Here is a 26,428-nt window from a genome sequence, read left to right on the forward strand (position 1 = left end):
CACGCTATGGAGACAACAATGTCCGATATGACCCTCGGACGGGAGAACGCCGTCGCGCGCTCCGCGTCCAACCTTTACCGCGCCGTCTGGCGCTGGCACTTCTATGCCGGGCTGATGGTGCTGCCGTTCATGATCACGCTCGCCGTCACTGGCGCGCTCTATCTGTTCAAGGACGAGATCGACACATCAGTCTACTCCGACCTCAAGCGCGTGACCGTCGCGCAGACCAAGGTCACGCCCGAGGTCATGGTCGACGCAGCCCTTGCCAACTATCCCGGCACGGCGGTGAAATATCTCGACCCGGCAATGCCTGGGAGTTCGGCCGAAATCACTGTCGCATCAGCCGATTTCGGCAAGCTCGCCGTCTATGTGAACCCTTATGACGGGTCGGTGCTGGGCGCCTTGCCCGATCGCGGCACCATCATGTGGACCATCCGCTACCTGCACAGCCTGAAATATTTCGGCGACGGCGCGCGCATGGTGATCGAACTTGCCGGCGGCTGGTCGATCCTGCTTGTCGGCACCGGCATCTATCTCTGGTGGCCGCGCGGCAAGAAGGGCGGCGTCGTTTCGGTGCGCGGCAAGCCCAGGAACCGCATGTTCTGGCGCGACCTGCATGCGGTGACCGGCCTGTTCGCAGGCGTCTTCATCGTCTTCCTGGCGATAACAGGCATGCCCTGGTCGGGCGTCTGGGGCGAAAAGGTCAATGAATGGGCCAATGGCAGCAATTTCGGCTACCCCTCGGGCGTGCGCGTCGACGTGCCGATGTCGGGCGAACATCTCGACCATGTCGCCAAGACGTCGTGGTCGCTGGAGCAGGCCAGGCTGCCGGAATCGTCTGCTGCCGCGGGCACGCCGATCGGGCTGAACAAGGCTGTCGAGACCTTCGACAGGCTGGGGCTGCATCGCGGCTATACGGTTGCGATCCCAGGAAAGCCGGCCGGCGTCTACACCGGCTCGGTCTATCCGGATGCTGCCAGCCAGCAGAGGGTGATCCATCTCGACCAGTATAGCGGCGAGCCGCTGATCGATATGGGCTTTGCCGATTACGGCCTCGGCGGCAAATGGATGGAGTGGGGCATCTCGGTGCATATGGGCCAGGAGTTCGGGCTGGTCACCCAGCTCGTGCTGCTGGCCGCCTGCCTTGGCATCGTGCTGCTTGCGGTGTCTGCCGGGGTGATGTGGTGGAAGCGCCGTCCGGCCGGCTCGCTCGGCGTGCCGCCGCTGCCCGACGACCCAAAGGTGTTCCGCGGTCTGATCGCCATCCTTGCCTTGGGCGGCATCGCCTTTCCGCTCGTCGGCATCTCGCTTTTGGTGATGCTCGTGCTCGACTGGGCCGGAACGCGGGTGATGCGACCACGCTTCGCCTGACATGCTTTGCCTGGCAGGGGGGGCGGCCGCCGCTTGATCGGCGGCGGCCGCCTTGGCGCTGCTCAGTCGTCGGGCTAAGCTCACGCGCCGGCGTCATCGGCCGGGAGCAAGCGAGGACCAACATGCGGAGAGCATTTCTGGCAGCACTGCTGACGCTGACCATCGCCACGCCTGTGATGGCGACCTCAGGGCCGGGCTGCCTGGTGGTGGTCAATGTCGCTGGCAATGATGCGCTCAACATGCGGGCGCGGCCCTCGGCCAATGCCCGCATCGTCGACGTGCTGCCGCCTGAGACGCACGGCATCATCCATCTCGACGCCGCCTGCCGGCCGGCGAGCGCCCCTTGGGCGAGCCGCTGGTGCCCGGTCACCCATTACAATGGCGACCGCACCACCAAGGGCTGGGTCAAGGCGCGTTTTGTCCGCGACAGCGACTGCCCGTAAGGCTCGAACGGCTTTCGCCAGCAAGCTGGACCAACCGGCTTTGCTTGACCCGTGGCCTGTCCTGGGGCACTGACGCCGTCCCGAAAAAGCCCTCGATCCAGGACTGGCCCAAGACCGGGATCGGTCCAAGGTCAAGGCTGGGCCAAGACAAGAACAGGCAAGACAATGACAACCGGCAAGCATGGCGGCCATGCAGGCATCGCCTTTGCGCTCATCGTGACAAGCACCGTGCTCGGCATCGCCGGCACCGATCTCGTGCTGCCGGCTGTGCCTGGCTTGCCCGAGGTGCTGGGCGGCACCTATGCCCAGGCGCAATTCGTGCTGGCGGCCTTCGTCACCGGCGCTGCAGTTGGCCTGCTGGCCTTCGGCACGCTCGGCGCGCGTTTCGACCAGCGCCGTCTGCTGGTCGCTTCGCTCGTCGCCTATGGCCTGATCTCGGCGGCCGCCGGCATGAGCAGCTCGCTCGACATGCTGATCGGCCTGCGCTTCCTGCAGGGCGCGGCGGGTTCGGCCGCCGCCGTGTTCGCGCCGGGCATGATCCGCGCTTTGTTCGGCGACGAACGTGCGGTGGGCAAGCTCGGACTACTCGGTTCGATCGAGTCGCTGACCCCTGCCTTGGCGCCGGTAGCCGGTGTCTGGCTGCTGTCGCTCGGCGGCTGGACCATCTCGTTCGACGTCATTGCCACCCTGTCGCTGCTTCTGGCCGCCGCCGTCGCCTTGTTGAGCCGCCACCTGCCGGCGCTGATGACCGGCAAGGGGGCAGGCGGTTATGCCCATCTTTTGCGCGACGCCGTCTTCCTGCGCTATGCGGTGAGCCATGCCTTCACCCTGGGGGCTCTTCTGGTGATCGTCTTTGCCGCGCCCACGGTGTTCGTGGCGGCGCTGGGCGCAGGCCTCAAGGACTTCATCATCATGCAGATGACCGGCATCGCCACCTTCATCGTCGCCGCCAACTGGACCGGCCGGCTGACCGGGCGCTTCGGCGCCGAGCGGATGATCTGGTTCGGCACCGCACTTTCCGCCCTCGGCGGCGTGGCGATGCTGGCCTATGCGCTGACAGGCGGGGCCAACACGCTGGTGGTGACGGCGCTGTTCGTGCCGTTCAATTTCGGCCTCGGCTTCCGCGGCCCGCCCGGCTTCCACCGTGCTGTCGTGGCCTCGCAGGGCGACGATGCCAGAGGTGCTGCCCTTGTCGTCGTGGCGATCCTCGGCACCACGGCGGCCGGCACGGCAGTCGTCGCGCCCTTCATCACGCTTGGCCTGTTGCCGCTGGCGCTCGCCGCTGCGGCACTGGTGTTGGGCGCGTTGCTGCTGCTGGCACTGATCCCGCCGCTGCCCGAGCGCTGAGCCGCCGGGCCTGGTTCCGGCCAACCGTCTTGGCCAGCCATAGTTCTTGATTTCGTCGCCCAACCGGCTGATGGTCCGGCCATGGAGTGGCGCGACGAAGGAATCATCCTCGGCACCCGCAGGCATGGCGAAACCTCTGCCGTGCTGGAGGTGATGACGCGCGCCCATGGCCGGCATCTCGGCCTGGTGCGCGGCGGCCGCTCGCGCAAGCAGCAGCCGGTGCTGCAGGCCGGCAACCGCGTCGAGCTGATCTGGCGCGCCCGCCTCGACGAACATCTCGGCACCTTCCAGGCCGAGCCGATCGAGCTCAACGCAGCCAGGCTGATCGACAGCGCGGTTGCCGTCTATGCGCTGCAGACACTCGCCGCCCATCTCCGGCTGCTGCCCGAGCGCGACCCGCATGCCGGCCTCTACGAGACGCTGGCGATCCTGATCGAACATCTGAACGATGCCGACGCCGTCGGCGAACTCGTGGTGCGCTTCGAGCTGCTGGTGCTGGACGAGCTCGGCTTCGGCCTCGATCTCACCGAATGCGCCGCCACCGGCGCGCTCGAGGAGCTGAGCTATGTCTCGCCGAAGTCGGGCCGCGCCGTGTCGCGCGCCGCCGGCGAGCCATGGCGCGACAAGCTGCTGCCGCTGCCACATTTCCTGCAGCGCGGGGCGCGGCAGGGCGCCGACCTCAAGTCCATCGAGGATGCCTTCCGGCTGTCGAGCTTCTTCTTTGCCCGCCATGTCTACGAGCCGCGCGGCATCGAGCCGCCGGATGCGCGCGGCGGGCTTCTGACGGCGCTGCGGAAATTCCACGCCGCCCGAGCCATCTCGCCCGGCGCGATTTCCCATGGAGACACTGCCGCATGAGCGAAGTCGAACTGTTCCCCGGCCTGGTGTCTCCGCTTGGCCTGGGTACGATCCCGCATGAGGACGTGCATCTTTATTCCGGCACCGAGCTTTTGCAGCGCGTCGTCGACGGGCTCTACCCCGCGCCGCCGATCGCGGCTGCGATGAATTTCGGCCTGACCGAGGTCGAAACGGGCCGCGCGGTGTTTCGTGGCCTGCCCGGCGACCGCCATCTCAACCCGCTCGGCACGGTGCATGGCGGCTGGGCGGCGACCTTGCTCGATTCGGCGCTGGGCTGCGCCGTGCACAGCACGCTGGACAAGGGCGAGGCCTACACGACTGTCGAGTTCAAGGTGAACCTGACCCGGCCGATCACGCCCAAGACGGGCGAAGTGGTCTGCGAGGGCAGGGTGATCCACAAGGGCCGCACACTTGCCGTGTCGGAAGCGACGCTGAAGGACAAGGACGGCAAGCTGCTCGCCTTCGGCACCGAAACATGTTCGATCTTTCCGGTCGCCAATCTGGCGGCGCGGTAAGCCGGCCAATCTGAGGGGGAACGGCCATGCTTGAGAGCCTGTTGGGCGTCATCGCCATCGTGGCGCTGTTCATCATCATTTCGAAGCAGCAGAGCCGGCTCGGCCTGCTCGAGCGCGAGTTGGGCGCGCTGCGCTCGCTGGTGCTGTCGGGCGCCGCACCGGCGCCTGTCGCCAAGCCGGCGGAGGTCAGGCCGGTCGAGGTCAGGCCGGCGGAGGTCAGGCCGGCGGAGGTCGCGGCCGAGACGGTGAGCGAGGTGCCCGAGGCGCCGGCGGCGGCTGAACAGCCCACCGCGGCAGCGGCGCCGGAAACGATACCGGAGACAGCCCCTGCCGAAGAGCTTCCCGTGGCGGCGAATGTCGAGGCGGATGCGGCAGCTTCCGGGCCGTGGGCGGCCGCTCGCGCCGCGCCGGCACAGGCAGCCGCGCGTGCTGCGCCCGACATTGAAACAACGCTCGGCACCCGCTGGGCGGTGTGGGTCGGCGGCCTGGCGCTGGCCTTCGGCGCCGTGTTCCTGATCAAGGTTTCCATCGAATCCGGCATCTTCGGTCCCGGCCTGCGCTTGAGCATGGCCGCACTGCTCGGACTGGTGCTTGTCGGCGGCGGCGAATTCATCCGCCGCACCGGCTACCGCGTGCCGATCCAGAATGGCTCCAATGCCTATATTCCGGCGATCCTGACGGCGGCGGGCGCCTTCACCCTGTTCGGCACCATCTATGCCGCGCATGGCATTTACGGCTTCATCGGCGCCGGTCCGGCCTTCGTGCTTCTGGGCATCGTCGGTGTCGCGACGATTGCCGCGGCCCTTGCCCACGGCCAGGCGCTGGCCGGGCTCGGCCTTCTCGGCTCGATGGTGACGCCGGTGCTGGTGGCGTCTACGGCGCCGAGCTACTGGGCGCTGTTCGGCTATCTCGCCATCGTCCTGCTGGCGACATCAGCCGTTGCCCGCATCCGCCGCTGGTCGCTTTTGATGGGCGCTGCCTTCATCGGCACCGGCCTGTGGACGCTGCTCTATCTTGCCGACGCCCCGCTGGCGAGCTTCGCCGTCGTGCTGTTCATCAGTGCGGTGACGCTGGGCGCGCTTGCGTTTGTGTGGCTCGGCCGCGACGAGGAGCCATCGGCGCTCGACTGGCCGTCCATGGTGCCGGCCTTTTTCGTCGCCGTGACCGCCGTCGTGCTGTTCATCCACCCGACCTATGCCTCGCTTGGCGGACCGCTGCGCGGCACCATCCTTCTGGTCGGCATGCTGGCGGTGGCGCTGTATCGCCCGCAAGCTTTGTCCTTGCTGTTTGCCGCAGGCATCGCCGCAGTGCTGATCTATCTGCGCAATGCGCTGGGCGGCACCTTCGACCTCGACCTGCCGATCGGCGCGCTGACCGTCGAGGGGCTGCCGATCGAGGTCGCCGGCTCGTCGCTGACGCCGATCGGCTGGCTGCTCGGGCTGGTCTTTGCAGCGGCCGGCCTGTGGAACGCACGGCGCGAGGTCGTGGCGGCACCCTGGCGTGCGGCGTCCTGGGCCGGCTGGGGCGTTGCCGTGCCGCTGGCGGTGTTGTTCTCGCTCTGGCTCGCTTATGGCAATCCCGACCGCGATCTCCTGCGCGCGCTTCTCGCCGTTGCCATGGTTGCCGCCTTCGTTGCCGGCGGCGAATGGATCGCCCGCAGCGAGCAGCCGCCGCTGGCCGGCGGGCATGCCGTGTCCTTCGCCCTTGGCGGGGCAGGGGTGGCGCTGCTGCTCGCCCTGCATATGGGTTTCGGCTCGGGCTGGACGACGGCGCTGCTGGGGGCTGCCGCCGCACTGCCGGCGCTGGCGACCAGGCAGCGCTCCTATCCGGTGCTCGGCTGGCTGAGCGTGGCTGCGGCCGTTGCCGTGCTGGCGCGCATCGCCTTCGACCCGACCATCGTCGGCGCCGACGTGCTGGGCACCACGCCTGTGTTCAACTGGATCCTGCCGGGCTATGGCATCCCGGCGGCAGCCTTCGGTTTTGCTGCCTGGCAACTGGCGCGCACCACCAATGGCCGGCCGCGGCTGGTGATGGAGGCGGTGGCGGCATTGTTTGCGCTTTTGACGCTGGCGATGCTGGTGCGTCACGCGATGAATGGCGGCGTCATCACCTCCGACGTGCCGACGCTGGCCGAACAGGCGATCTACACGCTGATCGCGCTTGGCGGTGGCGCCATGCTGGTGGCGCTCGACATGCGCTCGCCGAGCCCGGTGCTGCGCTACGGCTCGCTCGGCATCGGCGTCGTGTCGGTGCTGTCGATCGTCGGCCAGCACTTCCTGGTGCTCAATCCGCTGTTCACCAACGAAAACACCGGCACCATCGTCTTCTTCAACCTGTTGTTCCTCGCCTATCTGCTGCCGGCGGCCGCCGCTGCCGGCCTCGCGCTTTATGCCCGCAACAAGCGGCCGCACTGGTATTCGGCGATGCTGGCGCTGGTCGCAGCCCTGCTGGTCTTTGCCTATGCCACGCTGTCGGTCCGGCGCCTGTTCCAGGGCGAGCATATCGGCATGTGGGCCGGGCTCGGCCAGGTCGAGACCTACAGCTATTCGGCGCTGTGGCTGGTCATGGGCGTCGGTCTGCTTGTCGCCGGGGTGACGCTGAAGTCGCAGGTCCTGCGCATCGCCTCGGCAGCGCTGATCTCGATCGCGGTGGCCAAGGTCTTTTTGTTCGACATGTCCGAGCTGGAAGGCGTGCTGCGGGCGCTGTCCTTCATCGGCCTGGGCGGCGTGCTGATCGGCATCGGCCTGTTCTACCAGCGCCTGCTGACGCGGGCGGCGCGCTGAACCTGTCCGGCCGGCGTGTCAGCGCCGGCCTCGCTTCCAGCGAGCCAATCTTCACGACGCGTTGCCTTCAGCTTCGGTTGATCCCGGGCCGCCGGCTGTCCGCGCGTGTCAGCCCAAGAAAGGCTTAATGAAGATTACCGAAAGGTTACCGCTAAATAATTGATTTTATTACATCTGATGCAATGTTGCTGCAATGCAGAAGGCTCAGGTTACGCTCGCAACCAATGATATGGTGCACGGGACTTGGCCGGCGGGTTCTCCCCCCGTTGCCGCTGCGTCGAGGCCCCGTCAACGGGCTGCGAGGCTTTGCTTCGCAGCCCCACGCAAATGTCGGAGCAAGATCTATCATGTCCACGCGAAATCTGTTTTTCGTCGTATTCGCGGGCCTCGCGCCTTTCGCCATGCCTGCAATGGCCGCTGACATCGCCCAGAACTATGAGGCGCCGCAGGATTTTTCCAACCAGGCCTATGACTGGTCGGGCACCTATGCCGGCGTCCATCTCGGCTCGGCCTCCTCGGGCTTCCCGAACCCGTTTGCCGACAAGAGCGGCTGGCAGCTCGGCGGCCAGGTCGGCACCAACTTCCAGTCCGGCTCGATGGTCTATGGCGCCGAACTCGAAGGCAGCTACTCCAAGGGTTCGAAATACAATCTCGGCGGCGGCGCCGAATTGCAGCGCACCTGGAACGGTGCCGCCAAGGTCCGCGCCGGCGTGGCCCTCGACCGCACGCTGGTCTACGGCACCGCGGGCTATTCGATGGCCAAGTTCAAGGGCAAGGGCAACGTCATTTCAGACGACAAGTGGGAAGGCGGCTACCTCGTCGGCGGCGGCATCGAACAGGCCTTCGATGGCGGCCTCAGGGCGCGTGTCGAGTACAACTACGTCAACTATGGCGACGTCAACGCCGTGGTCAAGGGCGGCGGAAAACGCAGCGAAGACCTCGGCAGCCACAGCGTCAAGCTCGGCCTGAACTACGGTTTCTGACCAACGCGTCCCGGGCGCTCACGTCGCCCGGGAGGAGAATGCCCGTCAAGGCGCCGGCCAGCGTCCCTGTCCTCCAGGGGGACGCGAGCCGCGCCGACAACGCTGACCCATCACATCGAAGACAGGCCCAGCTCCCAATCGGCCTGTTTTCGATGACCGGGCTAGGCCCGGAAAGGATGTCTCATGTCCGTGTCACGGATCCTGGCTTGCGCGATTGCCGCCAGCCTGCTCACAAGCTTGCCGGCGCAGGCCGGCGGCAGCCTGCCCACAAGCCTGCCGGCGCAGGCCGGCGGCAGCCTGCCCACAAGCCTGCCGGCACAGGCCGGCGGCAGCTACACCGGCAACGCGCCGGTGCTGCTGGTCGGTGGCGGCTATTGGGACGACGATGACGACATCGACTGCGACTGGCCGCGTGACCGCTACGAGCGCCGCCAATGCGAGCGCTGGCGCGACAGGCAGGATCGCCGCGACCGCCACAAGCGCGACAAGGACACCGAAGCCGCCATCGGCCTCGGCATCCTCGGCCTCGCCGTCGGCGCCATCGTCGCCGGGTCGGTGGCCGAGCAGAATTCCCGGGATCGCCAGCGCGACCAGTGGAGCGGCCCCTGCCACCGCCGCTACGGCTATGACCGCCGCAGCAACACCTTCATCGGCGAAGGCGGCCGCCGCTTCTACTGCCGCTAGGGGCGGGCGCTTCGGCTCTCTATTCGGCGTTACTGCCGTGGATGCATGGCAGTCTGGGTTTTCGTTGTAGGCTGATTGTACTTATGGCTGCGCCCAATTCGAAGAACTGCTATATCGACTGGGATGGTCATTCCAATCCGGTGGTGTGAGAATGAAGCTATTGGTAGCAGTCAGCGCCTTCGCGGCGATGACGGTGAGGTCTACTGCTGATGAATGTTTTTCGCCGGCAACGCGTTACAATGTTTGTGAGGCTGCTGCGAAATTCCAACAGGAACTTGCCAAATCACTGCCGATGCAGGTCAGCAACAATGTCACCATTCAGAGCGCCTTGGTCATCGGGCCTCGCTTGAGCATTAATGCTATTTGGACCCTGTCGAACGCTGAATTGACCGGGATGCTGCAGGCTGGGGGGGTGACCAAAGCCCAGATAATCGAGAAACTTGGGGCGCAAACAAAGTCATTGGTGTGCGGCCAGCCGGCAACCGGCGCTTTTGTGCGTCTCGGCGGAGAGGTCCAGTGGAACTACCGGACATCTGACGCTGTTCCTGTGGCGTCAGCATTGGTCGACGACTGCCCGCGACCATAGGACTGACCAGTTTACGACGCTGTGTGTGCTGGGGCACGCATCACCCATTTGTAAGCACCGAAGAGAAGAAGGGCGAAGGCCCACGCTGCAAAGCCGGCCAGAACACCCTTGCCGACCACTTCGGTGGTCGTCCAGTAGAACCGACTGTAGTCATCGTCCACACGCGTGCGGAAATAGCTGTTACGAACGTCGAAATCGGCGTCGGACATAGCGTCCCGCTGGCATAGCGAGACATCTCGCCAGACAGCGGCGCGAAGTTGAAAATCACCCCTTGGGCAGTATTTCCAAAACTGTTCAGGAATGCCGGGGGAAAACATCTCGATGATGACCCGTTGGGTGGGGGACTGATAGTCCAGGCTGTCACTCAGTATGGCCGAATAAGCGAACTCGGTGGGGTGAACAATTCTGGTTGTCGCATAGGCGATCCCGGCGCCCGCCACTACGCATGTGATCAGCAACAACAAGAAGAACCTGCGAGCGCGCGTTCTTAGCATCGGTCGTCTTTCGAAAAGAAGCTGTGTGTTGGCAACTACTTATACGGGCCAAGTTACAGGCGTGGAAGCCGGTGCAACGCCGATTGATGCGATCATGGGCTACGGCGAGACAGTCACCTATAAGGCTCGAGCAATGATTACGGCCAGGAACCCCATGGCCGGGCACTGAACTCGAAATCCAAAATCCTTTCAAGCCCTGAATTGGAGAGCCCGATGGCTCGCCCTGACACTGCTGCCATCCGTATTCTCGCGTGCGCAGGACATGGCGATCTCAGGCGATGTCGGTTCGCTCGCCATCGATGCCGGCATGCGCTACGGCAAGGCGGTCGGCCATCCGGCCGACCTCAATTTCGGCGATTGTTTTGCCTATGCCTGCGCCCGGTCTCTGGGCGCGAAGCTGCTCTACAAGGGCAGCGACTTTTCCCGGACCGATCTGGCCTGACTGATCCGCGTTGACCGATCTGGCCTGACGGGGTTGCCTGGCCAGCGGATCACTCCGCCGGGGCCAGTATTGCCGGCCGGGCGACCGGCCGTTCCTTGATCGGCCAGTGGACGGCGGCGGCAAACAGGCCAAGGGCGACACCGAGCCACCAGACCGGGTTGTAGGACCCGAAATGGTCGTAGAGATAGCCGCCGAGCCAGACGCCGAGGAACGAGCCGATCTGGTGCGAGAAAAAGACGATGCCGCCGAGCAGGCCCAGATGGCGGGTGCCGAACATGACGGCGACCAGGCCGTTTGTCGGCGGCACCGTCGACAGCCACAACAGGCCCATGATGATGGCGAAGACGACGACTGATGTCGGCGTCTGCGGCAACAGCAGGAAGACGGTCACCAGCGCCGAGCGGGCGAGATAGATCCAGGCGAGGAAATGCGGCTTGGAGTATTTCTGGCCGATGACGCCTGATGCCAGCGAGCCGATGACGTTGAAGAAGCCGATCAGCGCAAGGGCGATGACGGCGTAACGCGCGTCGATGCCGATGTCCCTGATATAGGCCGGGAAGTGGGCGGTGATGAAGGCGACCTGGAAGCCGCAGACGAAGAAGCCGGAGACCAGCAGGAGATAGCTTCTGTGGCCGAAGGCCTCCGACAGCGCCTGACTGAGCGTCTGTTCGATCTCGGCCTGCGAAACCTTGCCCGAGCGCGAATTGCCGACAAGCGGAATCGCCAGCACCGGGATCACCAGCATGGCGATCGACATGTAGACCAGCGTGTCGGACCAGCCATAGGCGTCGATCAGGCCCTGGCTGATCGGGGCGAAGATGAACATGCCGGCAGAACCGGCGGCGGTGCCGATGCCGAACACGATCGAGCGGTTCTGCGGGTTGGTGTTGCGGGCAAAGGCGGCCAGCACGATGCTGAACGAGCCGGCGGCAACGCCGAGGCCGACGAGCACGCCGCCGCCGAGATGCAGCATGGCGGCGCTGTCGGCATGGGCCATCAGATAGAGGCCGAGTGCATAAAGCACCGCACCCAGCGTCAAGACGCGCCAACTGCCGAAGCGGTCGGCGATGGCGCCGAAGATCGGCTGGCCGAGGCCCCAGCACAGGTTCTGGATCGCCATGGCGAGGCCGAAGGTGGTGCGGTCCCAGCCCTTTTCGGCGAGCATCGGCAGCTGGAAGAAGCCCATCGCCGAGCGCGGGCCGAAGGTCAGCGCCGCGATCAGGCAGCCACAAATGATGATCAGCCAGGGTATTTTCGACCCCGACCTGGTGTTCACCGCCGCTGCCGTCATCGTCCGATCTCCCGTGAGTGGAATGTTTTTACCCGATCCGGCGCGATGTTCAAAATCAATTGAACTAGGGAAATGGTTCAACAATTCTGATGTGTCGGGAAGAAAACGATGGCGCCGGTCGTTCATTGTCAGCGTGGATGTCCGGGGTGGGGCAAAGCCGCGACAGGCGCTTGCGCGGCGCAGACAAGCCGCGTTCAATCGGCGTGGAAGAGGACGGCTTGCGATCTGAGGTCATGGACGACAAGAAGGCAGCGATACTTCAGGAAATCCCGCGCCTGCGCCGTTATGCCAGGGCGCTGCTGCGCGACCGCGATTCCGCCGACGATCTTGTCCAGGACAGTCTCGAGCGCGCGCTTTTGCGCATGGACAACTGGCGAACAGGAGAAAGCCCCAGGAGGTGGCTGTTTACCATCATGCATCATCTCTTCATCGACCAGATGCGCAAGGTCAGCCGCCGCGGCGAAGCGGCGATCCTGCCGCTCGAGGCAAGCGAGGCGCTGGCAACGCCGGCGATCCAGGCCGAGAGCGTCGCCTCGCGCGAGATCGTCGACGCGTTGCAGCAGATCAGCCCCGACCGGCGCGCGGCCCTGGTGATGGTGGCGATCGAAGGTTTTTCTTATGCCGAGGCCGCAACCATGCTCGGCGTGCCGGCCGGCACGCTGATGTCGCGCATCGCGCGTGGCCGCGAGGAACTGCGCGGGCTGCTAGACGACCAGGCACGCCGGCGGGCGATAAGGATCGTCGAGAAATGAGCGCGCGCAGCTTCACCGACCGTGACATTCATCTGGCTCTCGATGGCGAGCTGCCCGAAGACGAGCGCGCCGCCTATCAGATCTGGCTGGAAGCCAATCCCGACATGAAGGCGAGGAGCCTGCGTTATGCCGCCGACAACGCCGCCTTGCGCAACCTGTTTGCCGGCGTGCTCGAGGAGCCGGTGCCGGCACGGCTGGTAGCGGCGGTCAATGGCGAGGGGCCGAGGCGCAAGCAGGCGACGCCGTGGTGGCGCATGGTGGCGGCAGCTTCATTGCTGATCGCAGGCGGTCTCGGCGGCTATCTTGCCGGCATGAGCGGCCTTGGCATGGGCGGCGATTCCGACGACCGCATGGCGCAGCTGGCAATCGCCGCCCACCAGACCTTTGCTTCAGACAAGAACCGGCCGGTCGAGGTCGACGGCAGCGACCAGGCCTATCTGACCGGCTGGCTCTCCAAGCGCACCGGCCTCACCCTGGTGGCACCCGATCTCACCAAGGACGGCTTCACGCTGCTTGGCGGGCGCCTGGTGCCGGCGGATGGCGCCACCGCAGCGCTGATGCTTTATGCCGACGCCGACGGCAACCGCATCTCGGTCTATGTCGTGGCCGAAGGCACCGAGCGGAGCAAGGGCACCTTCACCCTGGCGAGTGGCGGCCCCGAGGCCGTCTACTGGCAGGATGAAGGTTATGGCTGCGCCATCGTCGGCACGCTGCCGCCCGAGCAGATGGGAACGGTCGCCAGGAACGCCTACAAGCAGCTGATCGCCGGCGCGGCGCGGACTTGAGGGGCGGGCTTTTGGTCGTGCTTTCGGAGTGCGTGTTTCTGTTGATCGTAGTGGCTCGATCCTGACGGCTTGCGGTCGTTGGGAGGTCACGGCATGGATCCCAGGGTCTCCGCGACGGAGCTGCGCTCCTGCTCCGCCCCAGGATGACGAAGGTGCGGGAGCGCTCCGCCAATCGCCAACGTTTCCTGTTGGCGGAAGCCTTGAGCCAAGCGTCGGAGATTGGCCGACAACGTCTACGCCTTCGTCATCCCAGGGCGAAGCAGGGAGCGCAGCGAACTGCGTAGACCCTAGGATCATGCCGTGACGGTCGAAAGGCCACATGCCATCAGGAGAAGCCGGGAGAGACGGCAACGGCTTTGCAGATCATCCACATGCGCAACATGGCGATCACCAGCTGCCATGCCGTGACAGTCGAGTGGCCACACGCCATCAGGTTCAAGCCGGGAGAGATGGCAACGGCTTCATCCATCCACCACGACACGGCGATCACCAGTTGGCGAGGTCGGGAAACACGGGGTGCCGGCACCACTGATTTCACCATCCCCCCCATGAGAGTCATATGCCCGACCGGCCGTCTCCCATGACACAATAAGGCCCGAATCGGGGCGTGACTGCGCAGGGCAAATGCGGGGTGCGCCAGTGCTTCGCAGGTCATTCCTTCAGGGCTCCTCCTGCCCAGACGAGGTTCTCAGGACCAGATGGCTGCCGACATTCGTACGGCCCGCGCTGAAGATGTCGATGCGCTCGTCGCCATCGAGAACGCCGTCTTTCCGGGCGACAGGATCTCGCGCCGCTCCTTCCGCCAGCTCATCGATCACGAAACCGCCGAGGCGCTCGTCGCCGAGATCGACGGCCGCCTTGCCGGTTACGCCATGGTGCTGTTTCGCAAGGGCAGCGGCGTCGCCCGGCTCTATTCCTTTGCCATCGCCCCCGACTTCGGCGGCAAGGGCATCGGCCGCCTGCTGCTTGATGCCGCCGAAGACGTCGCCTACGGGCATGGCCGCATGCTGCTGAGGCTCGAGGTGCGCCAGGACAATGCCCGCGCTATCGGCCTCTATGAAAAGAATGGCTACCGCCGGATCGGCCACGAGCCCGACTATTACGAAGACGGCATGACGGCGCTTCGCTACGAAAAGACGCTGCGCGGCGACGTGCCCGTGGCCACCAAGGTGCCGTTCTACGCCCAGACCTGCGATTTCACCTGCGGCCCGTGCTGCCTGATGATGGCGATGGCCAATTTCAACCGCACATTCGTACCCGACCCGGTGATGGAGGTCAGGCTGTGGCGTGAGGCGACCACCATCTTCATGATGTCGGGGCCGGGCGGCTGCGAGCCGTTCGGGCTGGCGGTGGCAGGGCACGAGGCCGGGCTTGGCGCCGAGATCTTCGTCTCGGCCGAAGGCGCCTTGTTCCTGCAGTCGGTGCGAACAGCCGAAAAGCGTCGGGTGATGGAGCTCGCCCAGGCCGATTTTCGCGCCCGCGCCGAGAAATACGCCATCCCCGTGACCTATCGTCCCTTCGCGCTCGACGACATCAGGGCAAGGCTGGCTCAGGGCAAGCTGGTGCTGGTGCTGATCTCGGGCTTCCTGATGTTCGGCAAGAAGGTGCCGCACTGGGTGCTGGCCATCGGCGACGATGGCGGCCACATCCTGATCCATGACCCCTGGATCGAGGACGAGCAGCGCGAGACGGCGTCGGACGCCGCCAACATTCCCGTCCCCTACGACATCTTCATGCGCATGGCGCAGTTCGGCCGCGACGGCCTGCGCGCCGCCATCACTCTCGGAAAGCCTTCGAAACGATGACCTGGGTCATTCTTACCGGCCGCCAAAGCGATCTCGACCAGACGGCGACGCCGCACAAGATCATCACCAACCGCGACTATCTCGCCCACCCCGCGCTGTTTCGCGGCCAGCGGCCAAAGATCATCAACCTGTCGAACCGTTATGCCTATCAGAGCCGCGGCTATTACGCCTCGCTGCTGGCCGGCTCGCGCGGCCACAAGGTGATCCCGACGGTCGAGACGATGATCGACCTGTCGGAACGCAAGCTCTATGAAAACGCGCTGCCCGAACTGGAGCTGGCGCTGAACAAGTGCCGCAAGGATCTCGGCGGCTCGTTTCCGGCCAAGGTGACGATCTTTTTCGGCATCGGCCCGTCCAAGGCCTGGGACCGCTTCAGCCGGCTGCTGTTCGACTGGTTCCGGGCGCCGGCGCTGGAGGTGGCGATCAGGGACGGCGAATGGGCGTCGATCCACAAAATCGGCTTTGCCGCACTCGGCCGGCTCGACGATGCCGACAAAAAACGCTTCGTCGCAGCACTCGAGACCTATACCAGCCGGGAGTGGCGCGACACCAAGGCGCGCACGCCGTCGCGCTACACCTTCGCCACGCTGATCGATCCCAACGAGCAACTGCCGCCGTCGGAGATATCGTCGCTGCGCTACTGGGCCCGCATCGCCGAAAAGATGGGCGTCGAGGTCGAGCCGATCACCAAGAAGGATCTCGCCAAGCTCGCCAATTACGACGCGCTGTTGATCCGCGAGACGACGTCGATCTCCAACCACACCTACCGCTTCGCCCGGCGGGCGCAGCAGGAGGGCATGCCTGTCATCGACGATCCGCTGTCGATGATCCGCTGCACCAACAAGGTCTACCTCAACGAGCTGATGACCTACAACAACGTGCCGGTGCCGCCGACGGTGATGATCGCCGGCGTCTCGGACCTGCAGCTTGCCGCCGACACGCTTGGCTTTCCCTTGGTGCTGAAGATCCCCGATTCGTCGTTCTCGCGCGGCGTCAAGAAGGCGTCGAACTTTGACGAGCTGAAGGCGCTGGCAACCGCCTGGCTCGAGGATTCCGACCTGTTGATCGCGCAGAAGTTCATGCCGACGCAGTATGACTGGCGTGTCGGCGTGCTCGGCGGCCAACCGCTGTTTGCCATCCACTATCTGATGGCCAAGAAGCACTGGCAGATCGTCAACCACGACCGCGCCGGCAAGCCCGACGAGGGCGGCATCAAGACGTTCACGCTGAAGCATGCGCCGGTCCATGTCATCGACACCGCCGTGCGCGCCGCGCGCTGCATCGGCGACGGGCTCTACGGTGTCGACCTCAAGGAGACCAAGGAGGGTGTCTTCGTCATCGAGGTCAACGACAATCCAAACCTCGACCACGGCGTCGAGGATTCCGGCGAGAAGGACGAGGTCTGGGTGCGCCTGACCCAATGGTTCCTCGACCGGCTGGAGCGAAACGGCAAGTAGCCTCGGAAAACATTATACCGAATGGTTGACTATTCGGATTTGCGGCCATATATTATACCTTATGGTTGAGCATTCCGAACATCTTGACGCGGTCTTTCACGCGCTGTCCGATCCGACCCGCCGGGCGATGCTCCAGGGTCTGGCCAAGGGGCCGCGCAATGTCGGCGACCTCGCCGCACCCTTCGACATGACGCTGGCTGCCGCCTCCAAGCACATCAAGGTGCTGGAGAAGGCCGGGCTGGTGCGCCGCAGCGTGCAGGGGCGCACCCATCTCTGCAGCCTCGACGCCATGCCGATGCATGCCGGCGTCGAGTGGATGCGGCACTACGAGAAATTCTGGAACCAGCAGCTCGACGTCCTCGAAGCCCTGCTCGTCGCCGAGGACCAGGCCGCGGCGGCCAAACCATCCGAAACCACTGAAGCGAAGAAGAAAGGGAAAAAGTCATGAATATCCATACTTCTTACGGAGTCGTCACCGAGCCCGGAACCGTGCGCATCGAGCGCCTGCTGCCCGGCCCGGTCGAGCGCATCTGGAGCTATCTCACCGACCCCGACAAGCGCAGCACCTGGCTCGCCGGCGGCCCGATGGAACTGAGGGCGGGAGGCAAGGTCGAGAACGTCTTCCGCAACTCGCAATTGACCCGCAACGACGATCCGCCGCCGGCGCATCTCGCCGCTTTCGCCGAACACCGGGTGCCGGGCGAGGTCATCGCCTGCGAGCCGCCGCATCTTTTGGCCTATAGCTGGGGTGGGGCTGCGGAAGCCGGCGAAAGCTCCGAGGTGCGCTTCGAGCTCGAGCCGCGCATTGACAAGGTGCTGCTGACGGTCACCCATCGCCGGCTCACCGACCACGGCGCGATGCTCAATGTCGCCGCCGGCTGGCACACCCATCTCGGCATCCTGGCCGACAGACTCGAGGGCCGCGAACCCGACGGCTTCTGGCGCACCCACACAAGGCTTGTCGGTGAATATGCCGAGCGTATCGGCAGTGCGGGTGGAGCGTGACATGTCGCTCGTGAACCGCGTTGCGGTTGTCTATGGCGGCGGCGGCGCGATCGGCGGCGCCGCCGCCCGGGCCTTCGCCCGCGACGGGGCGCGTGTGTTCCTCGCCGGGCGGACGCGGGCGAAGATGGAGACGGTGGCAAGCGACATCCGCGCGCTGGGCGGCGACGCTGACATCGCCGTCGTCGACGCGCTCGACGAGGACGAAATCGAACGCCACGCCGAGATGGTGGCGGCAAAGGCCGGCGGCATCGACATCGCGCTCAATGCCATCGGCATATCCCATGTCCAGGGCACGCCGCTGGCGGAACTGTCCTATGCCGATTTCGAGCTGCCTGTCGCAGCCTACACCAGGACCAACTTCCTGACCGCGAAAGCGGTGGCGCGGCACTTCAGGGGCAAGGGCGTGATCCTGACCCTGTCGACACCGGGGGCGCGGCTGTCGGGCGCGGGCTTTCTCGGCAACGGCGTGGCAAGTGCGGCGGTGGAGGCGTTTTCGCGCATCCTCGCCGGCGAGCTCGGGGAGCAGGGCATCAGGGTGATCTGCCTCCGGCCCGACGCCATCCCAGAAGCGATTGACGTTTCGCATGTCCGCGCGGCCTTCGAGGGGTTTGCGCAGCGCGCAGGCATGTCGGTCGACGACATGCTTTCAGCCCGCGCCGCCAGCGGGCCGTTGCTCAGGCGCTTTCCGACGCTGGCCGAGATCGGCGATTTCGCCGCCTTCGCCGCATCCGACCGTGCCGGCGCGATGACCGGAGCGATCGCCAATCTGAGCTGCGGCACGCTGGTCGACTGACCGCTTGCCAAGTTCCGTGCCCCCTGATCTTCTCCCACGGAGAGTTGGGGGGCACGGACAAAACATGCTTTTCTTTGTCATCGAGGATTTTCGCGGGCGCGACCCGAAGGCGATCTACCGCCGCTTCCGCGACAAGGGGCGGCTGGCGCCCGACGGTTTCATCGTTCACCACAGCTGGATCGCCGCCGACATGAGCCGCTGCTTCATGCTGGTGGAGGCCGAAAACGTCACGCTGCTGCAGCGCTGGGTCGTCGAATGGGCCGACCTCGTCGGCTTCGAGATCGTGCCGGTGGCATCGAGCAAGGACACCGTCGCGGGGCTGGCGCCCCACCTTTGAGCCGCGTGTGCTCGCGCGCCATATCAATCGAGACTTGCAAATGCCGCTTGCAAATGACCGGGCGGCTTGTTTTCCTGCCGATGCATTGGAGGCGTGCATGCGGCGGATTCTCTCTCTTGCTCTTGCGGTTGGAGCACTCGTCGTTGCGTCGCTGGGTGATGCATCGGCGGCCGAGCGCCGCTGCGGCTGGTACGCCAACCCGACGCCGGGCAATCTCTGGCTCATCGACAAGGATGCGAGCTGGACGATCACATCGCAGGGCGAGGCCGACGGACCCGACGCGGCCGGTGCCGACAAGGCGCCTGACTTCAATCCCAGGCAGTTCGTCGAGACCAATGTGCCGGGATCCGGTTATGGTTATGGCTGCGCCTGCATGACCGTCGAGACCGATGCCGGCAACCAGCGCATCAGAAAGGTCTTTGCCGGTGACATCCTGCCGCTCGCCAGGTGCCGGGCCGACAAATCCTTGCCGATGCCGCCGGATTGAGTGGCAAGGCCGTCCGGTCAGCCCGCGCATGGGCCCGGACCGAACGGAATGCCGCAAGGCTATCGATGATTGAACATCAGGGGAAACAGGCATGGCATTGAGCGGTGCAAGCAACGACTACCAGCGCAAGCGGCAGCAGGGCGAGAGCGCCAGGGTCGAGTTCGTCGAGCTGTTTTTCGACCTCGTCTTTGTCTTTGCGGTGACGCAGCTGTCGCATTTCCTGCTCAAGCATCTGTCGGTGGCAGGCGCGCTCGAGGGACTGCTGATGCTGGTCGCCGTCTGGTGGGTGTGGAACTACACCGCCTGGGTGACCAACTGGCTCGACCCGCGCAAGGCGCCGGTGCGCGGCATGTTGTTTGCCCTGATGCTGGCCGGGCTGATGCTGTCGACCTCAATCCCCGAAGCGTTCGAGGGTCGTGGCCTGCAATTCGCGCTCGCTTATGTCGTCATGCAGGTCGGGCGCACCCTGTTCGTGATCTGGGCGCTGAAGAACCACAACCGCGACAACTACCTCAACTTCGTCCGCATCGGACTTTGGCTCACATTGTCGGGTGTGTTCTGGATATCAGGCGGACTGGCCGAGCCCGAGAACCGTTTCGCGCTGTGGGCGGTGGCCCTGCTGATCGAACTGGTGTCGCCGGCGCTCGGCTTCTGGACCCCCTGGCATGGCGCCTCGTCGACGACGGGCTGGAACATCGAGGGCGGCCACATGGCCGAGCGCTCGGCACTGTTCATCATCATCGCGCTCGGCGAATCGATCCTGGTCTCCGGCGTGACCTTTGCCGAGCTCGAACTGAACTGGGTCAATCTGGCGGCATTCCTGACCACCTTCTTCGCCTCGGTGGCGATGTGGCTGGTCTATTTCAACGTCGGGCAGGAACTCGCCCACCACAAGATCGCCTCGGCCTCAGACACCGGCCAGATCGCCCGTGTAGCCTACACCTACATCCCGGTCATCCTGGTCGCCGGCATCATCGTCGTGGCGGTTTCGGACGAGCTGGTGCTTGCCCATCCGCTCGGCCATGCCGAGCCGGCGCTGATCTGGACGGCGATCGGCGGCTCGGCGCTCTATCTCGCCGGCAACCTGCTGTTCAAATTCTACGTCGTCGGCCGCGCGCCGCTGTCGCACATCATCGGCATCGCCATCCTTGCGGCCATGGTGCCCTTTGCCGGCCACCTGTCGCCGCTGGCGATCGGGGCGGCGACCACTGTCGTGATGGTGCTGGTTGCAGTGCTCGAACTCAGGGGGCAGCCGGCCAGACATCACGCGCATTAGCTCTGGACGAAGAACTGGAGCTCTGGACGACGAACCGGAGCTCTGGACGAAGAACCGGCGTGGCCAGGCTTCTGGAACGGCACTCTGCCTCGTGTACTATCCCCCGAGGTTTCGCTCCGGGACGTTACGACATGATCCTCATCGGCCAGTATGACAGCCCTTTCGTCCGCCGCGTCGGCATCGCTCTCAGGCTCTACGGCATCCCGTTCCGGCATGAGACCTGGTCGGCCTTCGGCGACGCCGAAAAGATCCGTGCCTACAACCCGCTGACCCGGGTGCCGACGCTGGTGCTCGACGATGGCGAGGTGCTGATCGACAGCCACATGATGCTCGATTATCTCGACCACCTTGCGCCTTCAGGCGCGGCGATGTTCCCGGTGGCCGAGCCGGCCCGGCACCAGGCGCTGAAGATAGCGACGCTCGCCACCGGCGTCGGCGAGAAGGCGGTCAGCCTGTTCTACGAGAAGCGGCTGCACACCCATGTCTCGGAGGTCTGGGTCGAACGCTGCCGCACGCAGATCGCCTCGGTGCTGGCGGTGCTGGAGGCCGAGCGTGCCAAGCGCGGCAGCGCCTACTGGTTCGGCGACCATATCGGCCACGCCGACATTGCCGTTGTCTGTGTGCTGCGCTTCATCAACGACGCCCATCAGGGCCTGCTCGACATGGCCGAATTCCCCGCCCTTGCCGCCGATGCAGCACGGCTGGAGGCAACGGCGGTGTTCAAGGAGATCAGCCAGGAGTTCATCCCGCCGGCCTGAGGATTTTCGGCAGAGCCTGCCCGGAAACAGACGGGCGGTTTTTCGCGTTCACGCCGTGAAAGCGCGCAGTTTCTCGATCGCGGCAAAGCGCTTGAGGAAGGCCTCCTGCACACGTTTTGCCGGCTGCGGCGTTAGCTCGAGCCCGTCGGCGGTGATGCCGCGCGGGCGGCCGAAGAACTCGGTCGCCTCGGTGACCGAAAAGCCGGCAAGCACTGTCGCCTCGAAATAGGCCGATATCTGGTCGGCGCGCTTGATGTCCTTCTTTAGGCCCTGGCCGATCTCGGCCGGCAGGCCGACACGCAGATGGATGGCGTGCTGCAGCCGCTCCTCGCAAGACTTGTAGCCGCCGCCGACGACCGACTTGAACGGCGAGATCATGTCGCCGATGACATATTCTGGCCCGTCATGCAGCAGCGCGGCCAGCAGCGCCTCGGGTGCGGCATCCGGCACGATCCGGCGGAAGATCTGCTCGACAAGAAGCGAGTGCTGCGCCACCGAGAAGGCATGGTCGCCCGAGGTCTGGCCGTTCCAGCGCGCGACACGCGCCAGGCCGTGGGCGATGTCTGATATTTCGACGTCGAGCGGCGAGGGGTCGAGCAGGTCGAGGCGGCGGCCCGACAGCATGCGCTGCCAGGCGCGCGGCGGGGCGCCGGGACGGTCGGCCATCAGGCGTCTTCCGCGCCGGCGGTTTCGGGATAGGTGAAGCTGGCCCAGGCGGGAATGGCGAGCGCCACGGTGACGTCGCCGGCGGTGATCGCGCTGCCGGCGTCGAGCGCTGCCTTGACCCTGTCGATACGGGCGATGGCGAGGCCGTTCGAGCCGTCGACCGAACCGAGCGCGCCCAGAACCTTGCCGTCGGCCTTGATCTCGGTGCCCGGCGCCGGCAGGGCTGTTGTCGCCGAGACCAGCAGCACGCGGCGGCGGGCGGTGCCGCGATGTTGCATGCGCGACACGACCTCCTGGCCGATGAAACAACCCTTCCTGAACCCGACCCCGCCCATCTGGTCGAGCAGCACGTCATGCGGGAAGGCATCCGCCAGCGCATAGTCGGCGCCGCTTTCGGCGACGCCATTGTCGATGCGGAATGTGTGCCAGTCGGCCTCGGTGGTGTTGGTTGCGGGCGCCGCGCCATAATGGCGAAACACGGGCTGCTGAAAGCGGCTGTCGCGGACAGTTGAATCAGTCTGCGAGGCAGCTGAATCATCTTGCCACGTAATCGCGACAATTGGCTGATCCTGCTTGGAAATATCGGCCTTGGCGCGCAGCCGGTAGAGCATCAGGCGGCGGACGAAATCATCCGCAATGTCGGCCCGGCATTCCAGCCTGAGCGCATTGTCTGTGCTGCGCGAGACCAGGAAATCGAACATGATCTTGCCTTGCGGGGCGAGCAGCGCGCCGGGTTTGGCCTCGTTGCGGCCAAGCGCATCCAGGTCGAGCGTCAGGATGTTCTGCAGAAAATGCTCGGCATCGGGGCCGGAAACATCGATGATGGCGCGGTCGGCGAGGATGGCTGTCGGCATGGACCTGATCTTGCATTTCGGAGAGCCATTACGTAAGCCGCAGGCAATTCCCAGACAAGGGCACGCGCGACATGGCTACCACCTTCGATCTCATCCTCAAGGGCGGCACGGTCGTCAATCATGACGGCAGCGGCGTTCGCGACGTCGGCGTCACCAATGGCAGGATCGCCGCCATCGGCGATCTCGGCCGCGCTTCGGCCGGCGAGACCATCGATTGCACCGGCCTGCACATCCTGCCCGGCGTCGTCGACAGCCAGGTGCATTTCCGCGAGCCGGGGCTGGAGCACAAGGAAGACCTGGAGAGTGGTTCGCGCGCGGCCGTTCTCGGCGGCGTCACCACTGTTTTCGAGATGCCCAACACCAACCCGTTGACGACGAGCGAAGCGACGCTGGCCGACAAGGTCAGCCGGGCGACCGCGCGCATGCATTGCGACTTCGCCTTCTGGGTCGGCGGCACCCGCGACAACGCCGGCGACGTCGCCGAACTGGAGCGTCTGCCGGGTGCTGCCGGCATCAAGGTGTTCATGGGCTCGTCGACCGGCGACCTTCTGGTCGAGGACGATGAGGGTGTCGCTTCGATCCTGCGCAACACCCGCCGCCGTGCCGCCTTCCACTCGGAAGACGAGTTCCGCCTGCGCGAGCGCCAGAACCTGCGCGTCGAAAACGACCCGTCCTCGCACCCGATCTGGCGCGACGAGATCGCAGCACTTCAGTGCACCGAGCGGCTGGTGCGCATCGCCCGGCAAGAGCGCGCCCGCATCCACGTGCTGCACATCTCGACGGCGGAGGAAATCACCTTCCTCGAACAGCACAAGGACGTCGCCACCTGCGAGGCGACCCCGCATCATCTGACCATGAGCGCGGACGACTACGCCCGTCTCGGCACGCTGCTGCAGATGAACCCGCCGGTGCGTGCTGCACGCCACCGCGACGGCATCTGGCACGGTATTTCGCAAGGTATCGTCGACGTGCTCGGCTCCGACCACGCGCCGCACACGCTGACTGAGAAGGCCAAGCCTTATCCGGCCTCGCCCTCGGGCATGACCGGCGTGCAGACGCTGGTGCCGATCATGCTCGACCACGTCAATGCGGGCCGGCTGACGCTGGAGCGCTTCGTGGACCTTGCGAGCCACGGCCCCAACCGCATCTTCGGCATGGCCCGCAAGGGCCGCATCGCCGCCGGCTACGACGCCGACTTCACCGTCGTCGACATGAAGCGCGAGGTGACCATCACCAACGCCCAGGCCGGCTCCAAGGCGGGCTGGACGCCTTATGACGGCAAAAAGGTCACCGGCTGGCCGGTCGGCACCATCGTCCGCGGCATCCGCGTCATGTGGGAAGCCGAGATCGCCACGCCGTCGCAGGGCAGGGCGGTGGAGTTTTCGGAAGCCGTGGTGAAGTAGGTTTCTGCTCCGCGGTTGCGGGGAGGTCGGACTGCGGGTTTTGCCGCGAGCGCCCCCCTCCGCTTCGTCATCCCAGAGGCTTGACCCGAGGATCCATGCCCGTGAGGGGTGAGGAGCGTGGTAAGAGCCTACGTTCTGCACCGCTTGCGCCCGGCGGTAATGTCACGGCATGGATCCAAGGGTCTTCGCGTCGCTTCGCTCCTGCTCCGCCCTAGGATGACGAAGGGGTGGGAGCCTCAGGCATATGTGGTCTTGGCTTGCCGAGAGCGGCCACTCCCAGCTTCACACCGCGCCAAGCACTTGAAGTCTGCCAAGCGCGAGCCTCGGAGATTGGCCGCGAGCCCCCATGCCTTCGTCATCCTAGGGCGGAGCAGGAGCGCAGCTCCGTCGCGTAGACCCTAGGATCCATGCCGTGACGGTGAGGAATGTGGAGAGGGCAGAAGAAAGAGCACTTGTTTGCGCGCGCGAACGCAGTTGATCAGCTGTGTGCGAAGGCCTGTTGGCGCAAAGCCTGAACAGGTCGCCCGAGTCGACAATCGGGCACCCGCGCAATCACGGGCCGTCACCGCTGCCTCTCATCCGGCCCTTCGGGCCACCTTCTCCCCGCAAACGGGGCGAAGGAAAAACCTCAATCACCCGCGACGAAAAACGCCCAGCGGCCTTCCGGGGTGATGCCGAGGCGATAGAAGACGTAGGCGCCATATTGCTTCATGTCTTCGTAGTCGCCGGCGGTGACGATCTTGAACAGCTCGACCTTCTGGCGCGGATCGAGCTTGTCGAGCGGGATGCCGAAGAAATAGGGCCAGACATAGAGGTCCTCGTCGGTGCCTTCGCCCAAATGGACGTAGCCGGCGTTCAGCACCTCTTCCATGATGGCGAGGATTTCCTGGCCTTCGCCGTCGCCTGATAGCCCCTTGATGAAGGCGATCGGATCGCCCTCGATGTCGCCGAACGACAATTGCGGCATCGCTTCGCCCTGGCCGACCAGCGGCCGCAGCTTTTCGATGTCGCCGGTCTTGGCGGCTTCGACCAAGAGGCTGCGCATCCGCGCCACCGGCTCGGGCAGGCGGCTGAGGTCGTAGACGATTTCGGGCAACGGGCCTTCCGGATCGAGATTGGGGGCGGCGGGACCGGTGGCGCCGCCCGGTTCGGTGGGCGTGGCATCCGGTTCGGCCGGCTGGTCGTCGGCCGGTTGCTCGGAACCGGACGGTACTTCGGTGCCTGCAGGTGCTTCGGTCCCTTGAGGTGCCGTGGTCGCCGGCGTCTGGATCGGGTCGGGCATCGGCACCGACTTTTCGGGCACGGCATCCTGGTCGGCGGCCGGCTTGGGCGGCATGACGGGGGCGGGGATTTCCTCGCGCTTGATTTCGGAAAGCGCAAAAGCCGTCGAGGCATGGAGCGGCAGGACGAGCGAGGCGGCGAGGCCGAGAACGGCAAGTCGCATTGCGCCGCGGGGCGCAGTTTCAGTCTTTGGCCGCATCAAATCCCTGGCTCCGGTATTCCCGAGCGTTTGCCCCCTCTCGGGCCGACGCTGCAACGCTTTCAATCGCATGACCCCGCCCGGAATCATGTTCCGACAATGCGTGGTTACGCCCTCAATGTGCCAGCATGATGCCGAAACCGTGTCGGCTAGTCAAAGAAGTGGGGCGGCGCTCAATGCCGCAGGCGCACCGGCTCGAAGTCACCGGCTTCCACCCTGGCGCGCATGCGATCGAGCATGGCGAGTGCTGCAGGCTCGCCATTGGCGGCGACGATCTCGGCAAAAGCCGTGGCAAGGGCTGCTTCGGCGATGATCTCGGGCTCGATGCCGGCGGACAGGCCTTCGGCCCACGCCTCATTGTGGCTCTCGACAGCGGTCAGGCGCTTTTCTTCCCGAACCAGGGCGTCGATGTCGCTTACGCTTTGTTCCATTGCGGTCTTTCACCCTGCCCAGCGACCCGATGATTCGGATCAACTTGAGCTATCCCTTTAATGTCCCGTTATGGTTGCTTTCACTAAGTTATTGTAATTGCGTCAGAATTTCGACTGCGTTTTACAATTTGCTTAGAGTTTTACAAACCACTGCGCCATTCCACGTTGACAATACTAGCTTAACAGCAGGCCCGATAGCGAATGCTCAAATTTGAGTTAACAGCTTGTGGAAATCTTAACGAACAATTCAATCGGAGAGTAACCATTGCGAATACGAGACGCGCGACCCGTCCGTCAGGATAGGTCCGATCGGGGATTCACGACGATCGCACGATTCAACTT

General features: G+C 65.1%; 28 protein-coding genes and 1 pseudogene. 22 read left to right on the forward strand and 7 right to left on the reverse strand.

All coding sequences use genetic code 11. The annotated features are described in order from the left end of the window. Nucleotides 1-18 precede the first annotated feature (18 nt). The 9 genes from Amn_RS09415 (at nt 19) to Amn_RS09455 (ending at nt 9,570) form a co-directional block, all read left to right on the forward strand. Nucleotides 19-1,371 (forward strand): PepSY-associated TM helix domain-containing protein, encoded by a 1,353-nt coding sequence (locus tag Amn_RS09415; RefSeq protein ID WP_286296463.1) that lies wholly within the window; start codon nt 19-21, stop codon nt 1,369-1,371. Nucleotides 1,372-1,493: 122 nt separating this feature from the next. Beyond that, nucleotides 1,494-1,814, forward strand: a complete 321-nt coding sequence (locus Amn_RS09420) for an SH3 domain-containing protein (protein ID WP_154385042.1) — start codon at nt 1,494-1,496, stop codon at nt 1,812-1,814. A gap of 165 nt (nt 1,815-1,979) precedes the next feature. Further along, the gene (locus Amn_RS09425) at nt 1,980-3,161 is read left to right on the forward strand and encodes an MFS transporter (protein ID WP_286296466.1); all 1,182 of its coding nucleotides are present in this window, start codon (nt 1,980-1,982) and stop codon (nt 3,159-3,161) included. 81 nt (nt 3,162-3,242) lie between these two features. Then, nucleotides 3,243-4,019, forward strand: a complete 777-nt coding sequence (gene recO / locus Amn_RS09430; RefSeq protein ID WP_286296467.1) for a DNA repair protein RecO — start codon at nt 3,243-3,245, stop codon at nt 4,017-4,019. Further along, nucleotides 4,016-4,534 carry a PaaI family thioesterase gene (locus tag Amn_RS09435; protein ID WP_154385044.1) on the forward strand — a complete coding sequence of 173 codons (519 nt, stop codon included), beginning with the start codon at nt 4,016-4,018 and terminating at the stop codon, nt 4,532-4,534. Before recO ends, Amn_RS09435 begins: the two co-directional genes overlap by 4 nt. 26 nt (nt 4,535-4,560) lie before the next feature. Continuing rightward, a complete protein-coding gene (locus tag Amn_RS09440) occupies nt 4,561-7,317 on the forward strand; it encodes a DUF2339 domain-containing protein (RefSeq protein WP_286296470.1) in 2,757 nt (918 codons plus the stop codon). 347 nt (nt 7,318-7,664) lie between these two features. Beyond that, entirely contained in the window at nt 7,665-8,300 is a 636-nt protein-coding gene (locus Amn_RS09445) for an outer membrane protein (RefSeq protein ID WP_067964179.1), read from the forward strand. Nucleotides 8,301-8,483: 183 nt separating this feature from the next. Then, nucleotides 8,484-8,984, forward strand: a complete 501-nt coding sequence (locus Amn_RS09450; RefSeq protein WP_192317752.1) for a hypothetical protein — start codon at nt 8,484-8,486, stop codon at nt 8,982-8,984. A gap of 151 nt (nt 8,985-9,135) precedes the next feature. After that, complete coding sequence (locus Amn_RS09455; protein ID WP_286296476.1) at nt 9,136-9,570, forward strand: hypothetical protein; 435 nt, start codon at nt 9,136-9,138, stop codon at nt 9,568-9,570. 11 nt (nt 9,571-9,581) lie between these two features. Here Amn_RS09455 and Amn_RS09460 read toward each other — a convergent pair whose 3' ends face one another. Further along, the gene (locus tag Amn_RS09460) at nt 9,582-10,034 is read right to left on the reverse strand and encodes a hypothetical protein (protein WP_286296478.1); all 453 of its coding nucleotides are present in this window, start codon (nt 10,032-10,034) and stop codon (nt 9,582-9,584) included. A gap of 304 nt (nt 10,035-10,338) precedes the next feature. Between Amn_RS09460 and Amn_RS09465 the strand changes: the two are divergent. Continuing rightward, a pseudogene (locus Amn_RS09465) lies at nt 10,339-10,506 on the forward strand (type II toxin-antitoxin system VapC family toxin); the annotation flags it as partial. 49 nt (nt 10,507-10,555) lie between these two features. On the opposite strand, the gene Amn_RS09470 reads toward Amn_RS09465, so the two are convergent. Beyond that, nucleotides 10,556-11,797: an MFS transporter gene (locus tag Amn_RS09470; RefSeq protein WP_286296480.1), complete on the reverse strand. Its 1,242-nt coding sequence runs from the start codon at nt 11,795-11,797 to the stop codon at nt 10,556-10,558. A gap of 233 nt (nt 11,798-12,030) precedes the next feature. On the opposite strand from Amn_RS09470, the gene Amn_RS09475 reads away from it, so the two are divergent. Both Amn_RS09475 and Amn_RS09480 read left to right on the forward strand, forming a co-directional pair. Beyond that, nucleotides 12,031-12,549: a sigma-70 family RNA polymerase sigma factor gene (locus Amn_RS09475; protein WP_154385050.1), complete on the forward strand. Its 519-nt coding sequence runs from the start codon at nt 12,031-12,033 to the stop codon at nt 12,547-12,549. After that, nucleotides 12,546-13,334, forward strand: coding sequence for an anti-sigma factor family protein (locus tag Amn_RS09480; RefSeq protein WP_286296485.1), 789 nt, complete (start codon nt 12,546-12,548; stop codon nt 13,332-13,334). Before Amn_RS09475 ends, Amn_RS09480 begins: the two co-directional genes overlap by 4 nt. A gap of 325 nt (nt 13,335-13,659) precedes the next feature. Here Amn_RS09480 and Amn_RS09485 read toward each other — a convergent pair whose 3' ends face one another. Continuing rightward, on the reverse strand, nt 13,660-13,989 hold the full coding sequence (locus Amn_RS09485) for a hypothetical protein (RefSeq protein WP_286296487.1): 330 nt from the start codon (nt 13,987-13,989) through the stop codon (nt 13,660-13,662). A gap of 43 nt (nt 13,990-14,032) precedes the next feature. Between Amn_RS09485 and Amn_RS09490 the strand changes: the two genes are divergently transcribed. The 9 genes from Amn_RS09490 (at nt 14,033) to Amn_RS09530 (ending at nt 21,252) form a co-directional block, all read left to right on the forward strand. Beyond that, nucleotides 14,033-15,139, forward strand: coding sequence for a peptidase C39 family protein (locus Amn_RS09490; protein ID WP_286296489.1), 1,107 nt, complete (start codon nt 14,033-14,035; stop codon nt 15,137-15,139). Then, a complete protein-coding gene (locus Amn_RS09495) occupies nt 15,136-16,596 on the forward strand; it encodes a RimK family ATP-grasp domain-containing protein (RefSeq protein ID WP_286296490.1) in 1,461 nt (486 codons plus the stop codon). Before Amn_RS09490 ends, Amn_RS09495 begins: the two co-directional genes overlap by 4 nt. A gap of 61 nt (nt 16,597-16,657) precedes the next feature. After that, entirely contained in the window at nt 16,658-17,044 is a 387-nt protein-coding gene (locus Amn_RS09500) for an ArsR/SmtB family transcription factor (RefSeq protein ID WP_067964169.1), read from the forward strand. Continuing rightward, nucleotides 17,041-17,601 carry an SRPBCC family protein gene (locus tag Amn_RS09505; RefSeq protein ID WP_286296493.1) on the forward strand — a complete coding sequence of 187 codons (561 nt, stop codon included), beginning with the start codon at nt 17,041-17,043 and terminating at the stop codon, nt 17,599-17,601. Before Amn_RS09500 ends, Amn_RS09505 begins: the two co-directional genes overlap by 4 nt. Nucleotide 17,602: 1 nt before the next feature. Then, entirely contained in the window at nt 17,603-18,394 is a 792-nt protein-coding gene (locus Amn_RS09510; protein WP_286296495.1) for an SDR family NAD(P)-dependent oxidoreductase, read from the forward strand. A 64-nt stretch (nt 18,395-18,458) separates the two neighbouring features. Then, a complete protein-coding gene (locus tag Amn_RS09515) occupies nt 18,459-18,731 on the forward strand; it encodes a DUF3303 domain-containing protein (RefSeq protein WP_067964163.1) in 273 nt (90 codons plus the stop codon). A 97-nt stretch (nt 18,732-18,828) separates the two neighbouring features. Beyond that, nucleotides 18,829-19,218 carry a DUF4087 domain-containing protein gene (locus tag Amn_RS09520; RefSeq protein ID WP_286296499.1) on the forward strand — a complete coding sequence of 130 codons (390 nt, stop codon included), beginning with the start codon at nt 18,829-18,831 and terminating at the stop codon, nt 19,216-19,218. Nucleotides 19,219-19,309: 91 nt separating this feature from the next. Further along, nucleotides 19,310-20,494 (forward strand): low temperature requirement protein A, encoded by a 1,185-nt coding sequence (locus tag Amn_RS09525; protein ID WP_286296501.1) that lies wholly within the window; start codon nt 19,310-19,312, stop codon nt 20,492-20,494. A gap of 131 nt (nt 20,495-20,625) precedes the next feature. Next, entirely contained in the window at nt 20,626-21,252 is a 627-nt protein-coding gene (locus Amn_RS09530; protein WP_286296503.1) for a glutathione S-transferase family protein, read from the forward strand. Between the two features lie 48 nt (nt 21,253-21,300). Here Amn_RS09530 and Amn_RS09535 read toward each other — a convergent pair whose 3' ends face one another. Beyond that, nucleotides 21,301-21,921 carry an HD family hydrolase gene (locus Amn_RS09535; protein ID WP_286297984.1) on the reverse strand — a complete coding sequence of 207 codons (621 nt, stop codon included), beginning with the start codon at nt 21,919-21,921 and terminating at the stop codon, nt 21,301-21,303. Next, nucleotides 21,918-22,772 (reverse strand): CAF17-like 4Fe-4S cluster assembly/insertion protein YgfZ, encoded by an 855-nt coding sequence (gene ygfZ / locus Amn_RS09540; protein ID WP_286296504.1) that lies wholly within the window; start codon nt 22,770-22,772, stop codon nt 21,918-21,920. The genes Amn_RS09535 and ygfZ overlap by 4 nt, the downstream gene beginning before the upstream one ends. Nucleotides 22,773-22,843: 71 nt before the next feature. On the opposite strand from ygfZ, the gene Amn_RS09545 reads away from it, so the two are divergent. After that, entirely contained in the window at nt 22,844-24,175 is a 1,332-nt protein-coding gene (locus Amn_RS09545) for a dihydroorotase (RefSeq protein WP_286296507.1), read from the forward strand. Between the two features lie 628 nt (nt 24,176-24,803). On the opposite strand, the gene Amn_RS09550 is transcribed toward Amn_RS09545, so the two are convergent. Both Amn_RS09550 and Amn_RS09555 read right to left on the reverse strand, forming a co-directional pair. Beyond that, nucleotides 24,804-25,619 carry a hypothetical protein gene (locus Amn_RS09550; RefSeq protein ID WP_263007722.1) on the reverse strand — a complete coding sequence of 272 codons (816 nt, stop codon included), beginning with the start codon at nt 25,617-25,619 and terminating at the stop codon, nt 24,804-24,806. A 209-nt stretch (nt 25,620-25,828) separates the two neighbouring features. Next, entirely contained in the window at nt 25,829-26,086 is a 258-nt protein-coding gene (locus Amn_RS09555) for a hypothetical protein (protein ID WP_067964147.1), read from the reverse strand. Nucleotides 26,087-26,428: the final 342 nt, after the last annotated feature.

This window comes from Aminobacter sp. Y103A, from assembly GCF_030294925.1.
Lineage (GTDB): Bacteria > Pseudomonadota > Alphaproteobacteria > Rhizobiales > Rhizobiaceae > Aminobacter > Aminobacter ciceronei.

Bases quoted from the DNA above. Each gene is read 5' to 3' on its own strand.
- Amn_RS09500 (WP_067964169.1), top strand. From the start codon at position 16,658: ATGGTTGAGCATTCCGAACATCTTGACGCGGTCTTTCACGCGCTGTCC.
- Amn_RS09480 (WP_286296485.1), top strand. From the start codon at position 12,546: ATGAGCGCGCGCAGCTTCACCGACCGTGACATTCATCTGGCTCTCGAT.
- Amn_RS09530 (WP_286296503.1), top strand. From the start codon at position 20,626: ATGATCCTCATCGGCCAGTATGACAGCCCTTTCGTCCGCCGCGTCGGC.
- Amn_RS09505 (WP_286296493.1), top strand. From the start codon at position 17,041: ATGAATATCCATACTTCTTACGGAGTCGTCACCGAGCCCGGAACCGTG.
- Amn_RS09440 (WP_286296470.1), top strand. From the start codon at position 4,561: ATGCTTGAGAGCCTGTTGGGCGTCATCGCCATCGTGGCGCTGTTCATC.
- Amn_RS09555 (WP_067964147.1), bottom strand. From the start codon at position 26,086: ATGGAACAAAGCGTAAGCGACATCGACGCCCTGGTTCGGGAAGAAAAG.
- Amn_RS09470 (WP_286296480.1), bottom strand. From the start codon at position 11,797: ATGACGGCAGCGGCGGTGAACACCAGGTCGGGGTCGAAAATACCCTGG.
- Amn_RS09490 (WP_286296489.1), top strand. From the start codon at position 14,033: ATGGCTGCCGACATTCGTACGGCCCGCGCTGAAGATGTCGATGCGCTC.
- Amn_RS09425 (WP_286296466.1), top strand. From the start codon at position 1,980: ATGACAACCGGCAAGCATGGCGGCCATGCAGGCATCGCCTTTGCGCTC.
- Amn_RS09545 (WP_286296507.1), top strand. From the start codon at position 22,844: ATGGCTACCACCTTCGATCTCATCCTCAAGGGCGGCACGGTCGTCAAT.
- Amn_RS09520 (WP_286296499.1), top strand. From the start codon at position 18,829: ATGCGGCGGATTCTCTCTCTTGCTCTTGCGGTTGGAGCACTCGTCGTT.
- Amn_RS09420 (WP_154385042.1), top strand. From the start codon at position 1,494: ATGCGGAGAGCATTTCTGGCAGCACTGCTGACGCTGACCATCGCCACG.
- recO (WP_286296467.1), top strand. From the start codon at position 3,243: ATGGAGTGGCGCGACGAAGGAATCATCCTCGGCACCCGCAGGCATGGC.
- Amn_RS09495 (WP_286296490.1), top strand. From the start codon at position 15,136: ATGACCTGGGTCATTCTTACCGGCCGCCAAAGCGATCTCGACCAGACG.
- Amn_RS09515 (WP_067964163.1), top strand. From the start codon at position 18,459: ATGCTTTTCTTTGTCATCGAGGATTTTCGCGGGCGCGACCCGAAGGCG.
- Amn_RS09510 (WP_286296495.1), top strand. From the start codon at position 17,603: ATGTCGCTCGTGAACCGCGTTGCGGTTGTCTATGGCGGCGGCGGCGCG.
- Amn_RS09445 (WP_067964179.1), top strand. From the start codon at position 7,665: ATGTCCACGCGAAATCTGTTTTTCGTCGTATTCGCGGGCCTCGCGCCT.
- Amn_RS09475 (WP_154385050.1), top strand. From the start codon at position 12,031: ATGGACGACAAGAAGGCAGCGATACTTCAGGAAATCCCGCGCCTGCGC.
- ygfZ (WP_286296504.1), bottom strand. From the start codon at position 22,772: ATGCCGACAGCCATCCTCGCCGACCGCGCCATCATCGATGTTTCCGGC.
- Amn_RS09525 (WP_286296501.1), top strand. From the start codon at position 19,310: ATGGCATTGAGCGGTGCAAGCAACGACTACCAGCGCAAGCGGCAGCAG.
- Amn_RS09550 (WP_263007722.1), bottom strand. From the start codon at position 25,619: ATGCGACTTGCCGTTCTCGGCCTCGCCGCCTCGCTCGTCCTGCCGCTC.
- Amn_RS09485 (WP_286296487.1), bottom strand. From the start codon at position 13,989: ATGACCTGCGAAGCACTGGCGCACCCCGCATTTGCCCTGCGCAGTCAC.
- Amn_RS09455 (WP_286296476.1), top strand. From the start codon at position 9,136: ATGAAGCTATTGGTAGCAGTCAGCGCCTTCGCGGCGATGACGGTGAGG.
- Amn_RS09450 (WP_192317752.1), top strand. From the start codon at position 8,484: ATGTCCGTGTCACGGATCCTGGCTTGCGCGATTGCCGCCAGCCTGCTC.
- Amn_RS09435 (WP_154385044.1), top strand. From the start codon at position 4,016: ATGAGCGAAGTCGAACTGTTCCCCGGCCTGGTGTCTCCGCTTGGCCTG.
- Amn_RS09415 (WP_286296463.1), top strand. From the start codon at position 19: ATGTCCGATATGACCCTCGGACGGGAGAACGCCGTCGCGCGCTCCGCG.